Origin of the sequence: Pseudomonas sp. 22189 (genome assembly GCF_052045635.1) — a bacterium.
Taxonomy (GTDB): Bacteria; Pseudomonadota; Gammaproteobacteria; order Pseudomonadales; family Pseudomonadaceae; genus Aquipseudomonas; species Aquipseudomonas parakoreensis.
Genome location: NZ_JBQEPG010000021.1, coordinates 24,970 through 38,551 on the forward strand (window position 1 = coordinate 24,970; position 13,582 = coordinate 38,551).

At 60.6% G+C, this 13,582-nt stretch carries 7 protein-coding genes; 5 read left to right on the top strand and 2 right to left on the bottom strand.

The genetic code is table 11. From position 1 onward, the window contains the following. Positions 1–17 precede the first annotated feature (17 nt). From ACTJKS_RS20860 to ACTJKS_RS20880, 5 genes are all read left to right on the top strand, one after another. Positions 18–3,185 carry a hybrid sensor histidine kinase/response regulator gene (locus tag ACTJKS_RS20860; RefSeq protein ID WP_198759121.1) on the top strand — a complete coding sequence of 1,056 codons (3,168 nt, stop codon included), beginning with the start codon at positions 18–20 and terminating at the stop codon, positions 3,183–3,185. A 22-nt stretch (positions 3,186–3,207) separates the two neighbouring features. Next, positions 3,208–3,855: a response regulator gene (locus ACTJKS_RS20865; RefSeq protein WP_108182311.1), complete on the top strand. Its 648-nt coding sequence runs from the start codon at positions 3,208–3,210 to the stop codon at positions 3,853–3,855. A 109-nt stretch (positions 3,856–3,964) separates the two neighbouring features. Further along, positions 3,965–4,558, top strand: coding sequence for a fimbrial protein (locus ACTJKS_RS20870; RefSeq protein WP_108182310.1), 594 nt, complete (start codon positions 3,965–3,967; stop codon positions 4,556–4,558). 70 nt (positions 4,559–4,628) lie between these two features. Further along, entirely contained in the window at positions 4,629–5,378 is a 750-nt protein-coding gene (locus ACTJKS_RS20875) for a fimbrial biogenesis chaperone (protein ID WP_108182309.1), read from the top strand. Between the two features lie 84 nt (positions 5,379–5,462). Then, positions 5,463–7,973, top strand: coding sequence for a fimbria/pilus outer membrane usher protein (locus ACTJKS_RS20880; RefSeq protein WP_108182308.1), 2,511 nt, complete (start codon positions 5,463–5,465; stop codon positions 7,971–7,973). A gap of 155 nt (positions 7,974–8,128) precedes the next feature. Here ACTJKS_RS20880 and ACTJKS_RS20885 read toward each other — a convergent pair whose 3' ends face one another. After that, positions 8,129–11,803 (bottom strand): translocation/assembly module TamB domain-containing protein, encoded by a 3,675-nt coding sequence (locus tag ACTJKS_RS20885; protein WP_262949230.1) that lies wholly within the window; start codon positions 11,801–11,803, stop codon positions 8,129–8,131. Continuing rightward, the gene (locus tag ACTJKS_RS20890) at positions 11,800–13,527 is read right to left on the bottom strand and encodes an autotransporter assembly complex protein TamA (protein WP_047291673.1); all 1,728 of its coding nucleotides are present in this window, start codon (positions 13,525–13,527) and stop codon (positions 11,800–11,802) included. Before ACTJKS_RS20890 ends, ACTJKS_RS20885 begins: the two co-directional genes overlap by 4 nt. Between the last annotated feature and the right edge of the window lie 55 nt (positions 13,528–13,582).

Genomic DNA, 13,582 nt, shown 5'->3' on the forward strand with positions numbered 1-13,582 from the left:
GCTGGTCAGGCGCTCTAATGCCGCAGACCAATGCATTTCTGGATAAACTGGCCAGCAGTTCGTTGCGTTTGAACAAAAGCCTGCCAGTGCTCGGCGCGCTGGTGTTGTTTTTGCTCGGCGTCAGTTATCTGGGCGCGCAGCGCATGATTGAAGAACAGCGCGACACGCTGCAGTTTCACTTCGCCCGTTTGATGGAAAATATCCATGAGCAGGAAGCGTTCCTTCGCGATATCTCTCAGGCCAGTGCCAAGGGTCAATATTTTCCTTTGGTCGTGTTGCCCACTTATTCGCAAAAACCGCTGCCAGAAGAAGGCCCGAATGTCTATGAGGGGCGTGGCTTGCCGTTCTCACTGCCGTTCAGTGTAAAGATTGATCCGCAGAGAATCGCCGCCGACCAATACCCCAAGGTTTTCGCGCTGGGCAGTTATCTGGCCGCCTACTACAGCGCGTTCTGGGCGGCATCGCACTATCAATCGCCGCAAGTGATCCTGCTTAATGGCCCCGACAACTTCGACGTGGCCGTTCCCTCCGCCGGGCGCTTGCGCGGTGCCGGCCCGATACAAATCGGCGCGGTTGCCCAGATCATCAGCCAGATGAACCAGCACACACGCGAACAGGCTTCATCGACGGCCGATCATCAAGTGCATTGGGCACCCTACCCGCCCACTCAGGACAACGAAGCGACACCGACGCTGCTGGCCTACGTCAGGATCAATCTGCTGCAGCCCACACTGACCATTGAGGGCGCCGATTCCTGGGTGGTGCTCGGCACGTTGCTGAAACTGTCTCAGGTGAACAACATAGAGCGATTGATGGAGTGGTCGATTTACGATGACTTCACCTTGATCAGTCCCGCTGGCGAGGTTTTGACCGGCGCACAGCGATCTGCTCAGGCGCTGGATGAGGGCGTGAACTTCAATCGCGACGGTCTGGTGTTCAAACTTAGCAGTGCCGAAGATCAGCGCTGGACGGCGATCTACGTCATCAGCGTGCAGAGTTTTATGGATTACGCGCTGTGGCCACTGCTGGGCCTGTTCGCTCTGGTCCTGACCATGCTCGGATGTGGCCGCGCGTTCAATCGCTGGTACATGAACCGGGTCATCCTGCCGGCGCAGAGCGCTCACGCCAGCATCGCCGAAAGCGAGGCTTTCGGCCGCGCGATCATCGACACGGCTCCCACAGGCCTGTGCGTGATCCGCCGTAGCGATCACCGCGTACTGTTGCAAAACCAGCGTGCGCAGCAATGGCAGGACACCCGCGATCTGATGAGTCTGCTCCAGCAGTCGACCGGGCCTGGTCACGCGGAACTGGAGATTGACCGCCGCCACGTGCACGTCGATTTCGTGTCGACGCGTTACCAAGGCCAGGATGCCTGGCTGTGTGCACTGCATGACGTGACCCGGCATATCGAAGACGCAGCAGCGCTGGAAGAGGCCCGTCAGGCCGCCGACTCGGCCAACCAGGCCAAAAGCCGCTTCCTCGCCACCATGAGCCATGAGATTCGCACCCCGCTCTACGGTGTACTGGGCACCCTTGAATTGCTCGGACTGACACCACTCGCCCCGCGCCAGCAGGATTATCTGGACACCATCCAGCGCTCCTCCGCCAGCCTGTTCAAGCTGATCAGCGATGTGCTGGATGTGTCGAAGATCGAGGCCGGGCAAATGACTCTTGAGCTTCAGGACTTCTGCCCGCTGGAGCTGACTGAAGACGTCGTGCGTACTTACAGCGCATTTGCCCGCGCGAAAGGCCTGCAACTGTATGCCTGCATCGATTCGACCTTGCCGGATCGACTGCGCGGTGACCCGTTGCGCATCCGCCAGATCCTCAACAACCTGCTGAGCAACGCGATCAAGTTTACCGACAACGGCCGCGTGGCGCTGCGCCTACGCATGTTGCAAAACGCCGCTGGCAACACCGAGGTGCAGTGGCAGGTCAGTGATTCCGGCGTGGGGATTTCCCTGACACAACAGCAGCAGTTGTTCGACCCGTTCTATCAGGTCAACGACGCCGACAGTCAGGCCGGCGCGGGTCTGGGCCTGGCTATTTGCAAGTGGCTGTGCGAGTTGATGCAAGGGAAGTTGAACGTGGTCAGCGAACCGGGACTGGGCAGCAGTTTTACCCTGCAGCTCGCGCTGGAGACCGTGCCGGGGGCATTGGCTGACTGCCCTGCTTTCGCTGCCGGCAGTCCCACCGTTTATGTTCGTGCCCCCGTCAGCGAACTGGCGCAGCACCTTATTGCCTGGCTCAATCGTTTTGGTCTTGATTGCCGCTTGGTGGTGAGCGAGATGCCGCTGCCGTCGTCGCTGCTGGTGGACCTTTCGCCCATCGACAATGCCCCACTCCGGAACGGGCAACGGATCGTCGCCGTGCCGGGTGGCCCCAATCCGGCGCAGTCAAACGGCACCGACTGGGCGGTCGATGCCGATGATGTGCGCGCGATCGCATGGGCGATTCATCTGGCCCAACTCGGCGCCAATGCGCAGCGCCCAGCCTCGTTGCAGGCAAAGACCCGCCCGTTGAATCTGCAAGTGCTGGTGGCCGAAGACAACGTGATCAACGCGGCAATCATCAAGGAACAACTGGAAGCACTGGGCTGCACGGTGGTCGTCACCGCGAATGGCGAACAGGCCTTGGCGCAGTGGACACCCGGCCGCTTCGATCTGCTGCTGACCGACGTCAACATGCCAGTCATGAATGGCTACCGACTCGCCGAAGCGATACGCCAACAGGACACAACGCTACCGATCATCGGCGTCACCGCCAACGCTCTGCGCGAAGAAGGCGAGCGTTGCGCAGCCGTCGGAATGAACGCCTGGATGGTCAAGCCACTGAACCTTGCCACCCTGCGCGCGCAACTTGAACAACATTGCAAAATCGCTATGGCCCCCGTTATCGATGCCCCGCCGTCGCTATCTGCAAAAATGCGCGAGTTGTTTGTCACCACCCTGCGCCAGGATATTCAGACCACCCTGACGGCACTGGATGCGGCCGACGCCAATAACGTGGCGCAGCAACTGCACAGCATGGCGGGGGCGCTGGGAGCGGTGCAGGTCAACGTCTTGGCCAGCGCTTTTGTCGAGCTGGAATGTCGCTTGACCGGCATGGCCGTGACGCCCGCTCTGGCCGTGGCGGTGCGACAAAATCTGACGCGTCTGCAAGATCTGCTCGACTCCCTCGAATAACTTCACTCTGGATAAATCACTCATGGAAACCTTCAACGTTGTCATTGCCGATGATCATCCCATCGTGGTGCTGGGGGTGCGGGAACTGGTTGAGCGTGACCAACGCTTTCGCGTGGTGGGCGAAGCCGTTAGCTCCGATGAGCTGATCAAGCTGCTGGAGACCAAGCCTGTAGATCTGTTGATCACCGATTTCAACATGCCCGCCGATTCGCCTTACGGAGACGGTCTGAAACTGATGGAATACCTGACACGACACTTTCCCAAGCTCCGGGTATTGGTGCTGACCATGATTTCCAACCCCTTGATCCTGACGCGCCTGCGGGAGCTGGGCGTGCTGGCGGTCATTCAGAAAAACCAACTGCACGACGAAATCGAGACCGCCCTCAAAGCCATCGCCAAAGGCAGCCCGGTGCGCTGGCAAGCACCCGCGCCGACATCCGTAGTGAGCGACGGCGCCGCTCTGGATGAACGTTTTTCCCGGCTGTCGCCCAAGGAGCATGAAATTCTGCGTTTGTTCGTTCAGGGCCAAGGCGTCAACGACATTGCCCGTCACCTGAACAGAAGTGCAAAAACCATCAGTACACAAAAAATATCGGCAATGCGCAAACTTGAAGTCAGTAGCGACCAAGAGTTAATGGCCTATTGTATTGAGCGCAACTTGTTCAACTAATAAAGCAGCCACCTCTCTGATACTTTCGTACATCTAGGAATCGTCTGATGTTCCGTTAGTAAACCGCGCTTTATTGTGTTGCTTTAACCCCATCAATGGAAAAAGCAACATGAAAAAGTTGTCCCGAACGCTTCTCACCCTTTCGATCTTCGCTGCGGCCGGCAATGTCCTGGCAGCCGACCCGCCACTGACCCCGACCAAGGCCGGCACCGGCACGATCAACTTCACCGGCACCATCAACAACGATGCCTGCTCGGTTGCAGGCGCCGGCAAGAACAAAACCATTTCGGTCGACATGGGTGAAGTGTCGATCAAGGACATGGGCACCGCCACTGCGCCTAAAGGCAACGGCACCCTGAGCGTCGAGAACTTCGACATGAAGATCAACTGCAACGCCGGGACCAAGGTTGCGATGATCTTCGAGCCGACCAAGGGCGCAGGTTCGGGCATCGTTGCCGGAACCAAAGTGCTGAAGCTGATCGACGGTCTTGGTGCTGCGAAGAACATTGGTATCGCCTTGCTCGACTCCAACGGAGCGTTGATCGACCTGAGCTCGCCGTCAACTGCGAAGATCGAAAATACTCTGCAAGACAGCAACACCACGCTGAAATTCTCGGCCGCCTACGTCACCACTGGCGACGTGACAACCGCCGTTGCCGGTCGCGGTGACGCCACCCTGCCGTTCACGCTGCAATACGAATAACCCGCGCGAACACTCACGCCTGGTGCAGGGNGCCGGCCCTGCACCCTCAATCAACAGCGCGGTACCCCTTATGTTTTATCGTCACTCATTGTCCCTTTGCGCGGGCCTTTTGGGCCTGCTCGTGGCCAATCAGGCCATGGCCGGCATTTCCTTGAGCAGCACCCGTCTGGTCTTCGACGGCCAGCACAAGGAAGCCGGAATCACCGTGCGTAACAGTGGTGCTGATGTATTGATTCAATCATGGATCGACACCGACTCCAGTGAAACTGCCGCGGTACCGTTTGCCGTCACTCCGCCACTGGTACGCGTCAGTGGCGACGAACAGCAGATCCTGCGGGTGATCTACGAAGGCGCGGGCATGCCGACCGACCGCGAGTCGGTGGTCTGGCTCAACGTGCAGGAAATCCCCCAGAATGCGAAGACCCAGAACACCCTGCAACTCGCCGTGCGCCAGCGCATCAAGGTGTTCTTCCGCCCGCCGGGCCTGAAAAACAACGCCTATCTGGCACCGGGCGAATTGACCTGGCGCCTGGCCGAGCGCGCCGGCAAAAGCGTGCTGATGGTGAATAACCCCGGTCTTTATCACGTGTCCATCGCCGATATCACTCTGCAATCCGGCGCACTCAGTGAGCACCCGTTTGATTCGATGATGATCGCGCCCGGCGAACGCAAAGAGTTCGTGCTTAAACAACTTCACTCGACGAATGCGGCAAGTTTGTTGTTCAGCAGCATTAATGACTATGGCGCCCAAGATCGCTTCACCGCGCAACTTTCCAACAGCGTCGACACTCGCGCCAGTCCAAAGAAAGAAACGCCATAACTCGCGAATCGCACTGATCGCACACATTCACTGTATTTCTCTTCGCTCCGTTAGTTCGTATCGGAGGTGATATAGGGTTCCTGCATGTTTTTACTCAAGCGCGACGGATGGGCGCCATTTTCGGTTGCTCTGGTTATCAGTTGCACCTGCCTGGCCGATGACGAAGAACAATTCAATACATCGTTTCTGCAAGGCGCCCCCTCATCTGTCGACCTGCAATCACTGCTCGCCAGCAGTCGCGTGCTGCCCGGCATTTATCGGGTCGATCTTTACGGCAACGAAACGCTGGTCGGCCGGCGCGATATCGATTTCCGTCGCCATCCTGGTACGGGAAAGATCGAAGCCTGTCTGACCCTGGAGATGGTGCAGCAACTGGGGGTCGACATCGGCAAACTGCAGGCCGCCGGCAAACTGCTCGGCGATGACCCGAACGCCTGCGTCGATCTGCCCGCGTTGATCGATCACGCTACTGTCCGTTACGACGTGCCGCGTCTGCGGCTGATGGTCAGTGTCCCGCAAAGTGCCATGGAGCGTGGCCGACGGGGTTACGTCGACTCGGCGCTGTGGGACGAAGGCGTACCCGCCGCGTTCATCAATTATCAGTTGAGCAGCAGCCGCAACAGCACCCAAACCGAGAACACCCTGTCCAACAACCTCGGCTTGCGCAACGGGATCAACCTGGGTGGCTGGCGCCTGCGCAACGAATCGAACTTCAACAGCAGCACTGGCCGCCCCAGCACGTTCAAAAGCAACCGCAGTTACCTGCAACATGACGTGACCGCCGTGAAAGGCCAGTTCAGCGCCGGGGATATTTTCTCCGATGCCGACCTGTTCGACAGCGTGCGCTACCGCGGGCTGAAGCTGGCGTCCGACGACGGTATGCGTGCCGACAGCGAACGCGGTTATGCGCCGGTGATTCGCGGCATTGCGCAGTCCAGCGCGACCGTGGAAATTCGCCAGAACAACTACATCCTCTACACCGCCAACGTGCCGCCGGGGCCGTTCGAGATCAGCGATATCTACCCCAGCGGCTCCAACGGTGACCTGGAAGTGACAATCATCGAAGCCGATGGTCGGCGCCGAGTGACGGTGCAAGCGTTTTCCAGCTTGCCGATCATGGTTCGCCAAGGCCAGTTGAAGTACAGCGTCTCGGCCGGCCAGTACAACAGCAACAGCGAGGATCAGAAGACCCCGCAGTTTGTCAGCAGCACACTGGCGTATGGCATCAGCAGCAACTTGTCCGGGATCGTCGGGGTGCAGGCCACGGACAACTTCAAGGCATTGTCCGTCGGCGCTGGCCGCAATACCGCCATCGGTGCGATCTCACTGGACTTGACCCACTCCATGAGCAACACCTTCGGCGAAACGCTCACCGGCAACAGCTTGCGTGCCCTGTATGCGAAGACGTTCACTGGCACCGACACCAACTTCACTCTCGCCGCCTATCGCTACTCGACCGAGGGCTATCGCACCCTCACCGAGCACGTAGAGGAGTTGAGCCGCGATGGCCAGCCACGTACCGGCAACTCGAAAACCCGTACCGACCTGACCGTCAATCAGAGCCTGGGGCGCAACCAGGAATATGGCAGCGTCTACATCAACGCCAGCGACCAGCGTTACTGGGGACGCGGCGGTTCACAAAGCCTGTCGGCCGGTTACAGCAACTATTGGGGGGATGTGAGTTACAACCTCGGCGCGACGTATACCAAGGATGTCGGCAATTACGGGCCGGCGAACAACGACACACTGGTCAACCTGTCGGTGTCGTTCCCGCTGGGTTCCAAGCCCCGCGCTCCCCGGGCGTTTGTCTCGGCCAGCACGCAGAAATCCAGCGACACCACGCAAATGGGCATCAACGGCTATCTGTCGGAAGACAGCGACACCTATTACTCGGTACAAGCCGGCAACAGCAGCACCGCTGGCAGCTCCGGTTCGGTCAACCTCAGCACCCGCACCTCGGTGATGGATATCAGTGCCGGTTACAGTCAGGGCCGCGGTTACAACTCGCAGAACCTGAACCTGGCAGGTTCGATCGTCGGCCATGCCGGCGGGATCAACCTCGGACAAACCGTGGGCGAGACGTTCGCGCTGGCTCAGGTCGAAGGCGTGGAAGGAGTGAAAATCGGCAGTTTCACCGGGGCCAGCACCGGCAATAACGGCTTCGCCGTGGTGCCCAATGCGCAGCCCTATCGCGTGAACTGGATCAACCTCGACACCCGCGATCTGGGCGGCGATGTCGAGATCGACAATGCGACCCGACAAGTGGTGCCACGCCGTGGTGCCGTGGTGCTGGCGCGTTACACCAGCAAGACCGGACGCCGCGTGCAGTTCGCCTTATTCGATGCGCAGCACCAGCCGATCCCGTTTGGCGCCTCGCTGGAGGACAGCGCCGGCAAGCAACTGGCGATCTCCGACCCGGGCGGCAAGGCACTGGCGCTGGTGGAGGCCGACGCCGGCACCCTGATCATCAACTGGCAGAACCAGCGCTGCGAAGCGCCTTACGCGTTGCCGGAGCGCAACAAGGCGCTGAACTATGAGCGGGTGGCGCTGGTGTGCCACGCGACAGCCTCTGAGAAATCCGCAGATCTCCAGTGATCCAACGTCTGCGCCGACGACTGAGAAGACGCCATCGCTGGCAAGCCAGCTCCCACAGGGTCCTTGCCGGTCACAACATTCAGGTGCACCAGAGAGACTTGTGGGAGCTGGCTTGCCAGCGATGGAGGCGACTCGGTTTAAGGAGGAAGCGCGATCTAGAAATCGCGCTTGTAGAAGATATCCAGCGAACTGGCGACACCGCTGGCCGCTTCGACATAAACCTTCTTGCTCAGCTTGTAACGCAGCGCAATGGTGTTGGCCGGTTCGAACACGCCAACGCCGTAACGCAAACTGAGTTTCTCGGAGATGTTGCCGCTGGCGACCACGCTGGTGGTGTTGCCGCTGCCCTGGGTATCGAGCTGGAAGTCCTGAATCCCCAGGTCCTTGGCCAGACTGCTGGTGACCCCGGAGCTGCCCATCAAGCCCAGGCCCAACGCCGCTTGCGCGAGCATGTTGTTGTCTTCGCCGTTGGTGCTCAGCGGACGCCCGAGCACCAGATACGACAACGCCTGTTCCTGGCTCATGGCCGGTTCGGAGAAGATCTGCGTGGTCGGTTGCTCGGCACTGCCGCTCAGGCGAATACCGGCGATCACGTCGTCGGTCTGGCGAATCGCCTCGATGTCCAGGTACGGCTGATCGATCGGGCCGGCAAACAACAGTCGCGCACGGCGCACGTTCAGGCGCTGGCCGTAGGCGCGGTAACGGCCGTCGTTGAGCCACAGCTCGCCACGGGTGTCCATGTTGTCGCCGATGTGCACGTGACCTTGCAGGTTGGCGGTCAGGCCGAACCCGGCGAAGCTCAGTTTGTCTTCGCCGACCACCACGTCGATGTCCATCTTCATGGCCAGCGGTGGTTTGCCCTCTTCGGTCTGTGCCCCGACGATGATCGTGTCGTCGGACACCTTCACCGTTGACGGCGGCAGTTCACGCACGGTGATTTCGCCTCGCGGCACCTGGACCTTGCCGGCAATTTTCAGCTCGTCGCCGGCCATGGAAATTTTCAGGTCTGGCGCCACTTCCAGTTTGGCGTAAGGCTCGACGGTCACCGGCAGTTGCGTGCCTTTGAGCGCGACATCGACCATCAGCGCCTGCCCCCAGGCGACGTTACCGTTCAAGCTGCCCTGCCCGCTTTTGCCGCTTTTCCAGCCACCATCGAGGCGCACCGATTCGCCGGCAATCACCGCTTGCAGCTGCAGGTCCTTGAGTTCCATCGGCAGCTCGGCACCGGACACTTCGCCGTCGCTGAGTTTGACGGTGCCGTTGACCAGCGGCGCCAGCAGCCCGCCGGAAATCGTGCCGCTGCCGTTGAGGCGTCCGGTGAGTTTTTCGACCATCGGCACAAACGGCCGCGCCACAGACAGGTCCAGCCCGCTCAGGCGGAAAGAGCCGCTCAACGGTTTGTTTTTCGGCAGCGGATTGAGCTGCGCCTGCACCATCAACTCGCCGAGTTTGCCGCCGACGAAGTTGAGTTCGGTGTCCACCCGCTTGGGTGTGAGTTTGCTGGTGAGCTTCAGGGTCTGGTACGGGAAGTCCAGCCACTGATCCTTTTCTTTCATGCGCAAGGTGCCGCCGCTGGCGTCGATGCTGACCACGCCATTGGGGCCGCTGGCCGGCAGATCCAATTGCAGATCGGCGTTGAGCCTGCCTTGCCAGCCAAAGTCTTTCGGCAACCATTGCGCGAGACTTTCGATCGGGAACTGCTTGAGGTGGTAACGCAGTTTCGGCTCCGGCAGCAGGCGCTGATCTTCGCCGCACAGGCTGGCATTGCCGGACATCCAGCAATGCGCGCCGAAGTTGATCCTGCCGTCAGCGAGGCGTTCGAGTCTGGCCGGGTTCTGCAGTTTCCAATCCTGGCCGCCGGCCTGAATGTCGCCACTGGCCAAACGTCCGCGCCAGTTGCCCTGATCCAGATTGCCGTCCAGACCGAGGGCCAGTTTCAGCTTCGGCCCGAGCAGGTCGAGGTTGAGTTTCTGGTGCTTGATGTCGCCTTGGGCGCTGGCGGTCAACACACCGAGGTTGGTGTCACCGGCCTGAATGCCGCTGCCCTTGAGGTCGATCTTTGCCCGTTGCGCACTGTCGAGCGTGGCATCGAGATTGAGGCTTTGCAGACGATTGTCCTGAAACGCCAGTTGCGAACCTTGCAAACCGAGCTTGCCTTGCGGTGCCTTCAGCGTACCGGCGACATTGACCAGCCCCGTGACCTGCCCGCGCAACTGCGGCCAGAGCTGGGCCAGGCGCGCCAGCTTGATGTCGATCTGCCCGGTGAGTTTCTGTTGCAGGCTGCCCTTGCCGCTGATGCTGTTGTCGCCGAGGCGGATTTGCAGGGCGTTGAGGTTCCATTGCTCACCGGCACCGTCCGCCTTGGCCTGGAGGACGGCCGGTTGCCCGCGCAGTTTGCCCTTGAGGTCGAGGTCGGCGGTGAGGCTCAGGCGTTCGTTCTTCATTTCGCCTTTGCTGCGCAATGGCCCGGCCAACGTGCCCGGCAGTTCCGCGACCCAGTACGCCGGGTTCAACGCAGAGAGATCCAGCGCGGTGTCCCAGGCGATGCCGTCGGCGAACTGCACGTTCACATGCCCTTCAGCCTTGCCCTGCCCGGCTTCCATCTTCAATTGCGGCAAGGCGATCTGTTTCAGGCTGCCGCTGAACGGACTGCTGAGGCTGAATGCGCCCGCCGGACCGTCCAGTGCAGCGGCGAAGTTACCGATGTACTGACCGTCGGTGTAGGAGACTTCGCCAGTGAAGGTGCGCAAGGCGACTTGGGGTTCATCGATTTCGTTATAGAGCCGATGCCACGGAAAGTCCTGCCAGTTGATGTTGGCTTGCGCCGTGAGGCCCTTGCTCCAGTCGACACTGCCGGTGAGTTTGAGGCTTTGTTTGTCGTTGGCCGTCAGGTCGAGGCCGGCAATCTGCGCGCCACTGGCGTCGACTTTGCCTTTGAGCAGCAGCGCCACCGGCCCCTTGTCGGCGGGCAGCGTGGCGTTGCCATTGAGCTGGTAACCGTTTTTCAGATCACCTTCGCCGGTCAAGAGCAGCTGATTCAATTGCAGGGTGTCCGGCAGGTCAGCGCTCGGTTTGAACGCATCGCTGGTGATCCGCACCTTGGCCGGCAGATTTTCCGCCAGCGGTTGCAGCTCGCCGCTCAACTGGCCGTCAAGGTAACCGTGGCTGTCGGCGTACAGGTTGAGGGTTTTCAGCAGATCGCCGTCGACTTTCAACGCCAGCGTCCAGGGGCCAGTGCCAGGGGACGGCAGGCTCAGGTCACCGGCGATGTTCAGCGGCCAGTTGCCGGTCGGTTGCAGCAGGCCGGAGAGGTTCAGGCTGAGGTCGTCGCGCTGCAGTTTCACGCTGTCGATCTGCAGGCCCTGGGCGGTCCAGTGCGCCGCCAGTTGCAGGCCCTTGAGCTGCTCGCTGCCGTTGAACAGCAGGCTGCCGACTTGTACGTCACCGAGTTCGATGGCCACCGGCAGTTGCAGATCCGGCAGTTTGATCGGGCCGCTGTCGGTGGTTTCTTCACTCGGCGGGAATTGCAGAATCACCTGATCAGCCTTGAGCTGTTCGATGCACAGGGTCATGCGCGTCAGGCACAGCGGCGACCAGGCAAAAATCGCCTTGCTCAGCTCGACGCGACTGCTGTCCTGCTGCCACAGCAGATGATCGGCGCTCCATTGGCCACCGAGACGCCCCTGGAAATTCTCCACGCTCAAACCCGGCACCAGGCTCAGCGCCCAACGGCTGCCGGCCTGCGTCCCGAGTACGGCTGCGATGCTCAATACAACCAACAGCACCAGCGTCAACAACGCCAGTGCCGCTATTTTCAAACCACGCTTCACAGCTCAGGCCCCATGGAAAAGTGCAGCCGGATGCCGCCGTCGTCGTCCAGCGCGTGAGCCAGGTCGAGGCGGATCGGCCCCACCGGCGAGACCCAGCGCACACCGATACCGACCCCGGTCTTGAGGTTCGGCAGTTCGAGTTTGTTGAAGGAGTTGCCCTGGTCGACGAAGGTCGCGACCCGCCACTTCTCGGCAATCGAATACTGGTACTCGACGCTGCCGGCGACCATGTAACGTCCGCCGATGCGGTCGCCCTTGGCGTTTTCCGGGGACAGGCTCTGGTAGTCGTAACCGCGCACGCTCTGATCGCCACCGGCGAAGAAACGCAGCGACGGCGGTACCGAGTTGTAACCGTTGGTGGCGCTGCCGCCGACCTGCACCCGACCGAGAAAGCGGTGGTTGTCGAACACCGTGGTCAGGCCTTTGATCAACGCCGTGCCATATAAAAGGTTGTTGTCCGAACCGAGGCCTTCCTTCGCGACCTTGCTTTCAAAGGTCAGGCGATAGCCGTTATGCGGGTCGATGCGGTTGTCGCTTTTCAGGTACGAGTAACTGATGCCGGGCATCAGCAAGGTGCTGAGGCCAGAGTCGTCGCCGAGTTCATATTCTTCGCGCTGCCATTTCAGCGAGATCACTCGCTGCCAGCCGCTGGGCAACTTGCTGTGCCATTCCGGGCCGAAGGTCAGCAGCTTGCTCAGGGTGTCGGAGCCGTCGATGTTTTCATATTGATAACCACCGGCCCAGCGCAGTTTGTCGGTCAGCGGCGGGTCGAGCGGGATGTCGTAGAACAGACCGACGTTTTGCCGTGGCGCCGACAGTTCGGCTTCCCAGCCGTAGCTGTCGCCCTGCGGGTTGACCCAGTGGCGGGTCCAGTTGGCTTTGATCCGGGGGCCGACGTCGGTGGAATAACCGAGGCCCAGGCCCATGGTGCGCGGCTTGCGTGTATCGAGTTTGACGTCGACCGGGATCACGTCGTTCTTCGCCGCCGTCGGTGCGGCATCGACGCGCACGCCTTCGAAATAGCCGCTCGATTGCAGGTCGCGGTTGAGTTCGGCGATCAGCTCGGAGTCATACGGGTCGCCGGCCTTGAACGGCACCATGCGCTGCAGCAGGTCTTCGTCGAACGGCGTGTCGCCCTCGAAACTGACGCTGCCCAGCGCATAACGCGGGCCGCTGTCGTAGATCAATTCAACGTCGGCCACCCCGGCACGCGGGTCGACCAGGAGTTTCTGGCTGGTGAAATGGCCGCTGAAGAAACCGAAGCGCGAGGCCTGGTTCTGGATCAGGCGTTTGGCGTCTTCATAACGCCCATGGTTGAGCACCGCGCCGGACTTGAGCGTGTCACTGCTCGGCACACGAAAGGATTTGAGGGAGGCCGCGGGCCCGTCGACGCGGATGGTCACATTGCGCAGACGAATCGGCTCGCCAGGATCGATGTTCAGCACCAGGCGCGGTTTATCACCGCCCTTCACATCGCTGTCGATCTGCGGCTGGTAATAACCCAAGGCTTGCGCGGCTTTGCGCGCCTGCTCCTCGGCCCCGCGACTGAAGCGCAGCAAGGCTTGTTCGTCACGATCGCCGAGGCTGCCGATATAGCCTTCTATATTGGCCTTGAGTTCGTCGTTGGACGGTTTGATCCGCACGTCCAATTCACTTTGCGCCAGCGCCGCGCAGCTGGTTAACAGCAGGAGCACGCCACTGGTAAATCTTCCTGGAAACTTCATAGGCGCGGATGCTATCACGGGCTTGGGAGCGTGATAGAACAGGAAATTTCCGAAG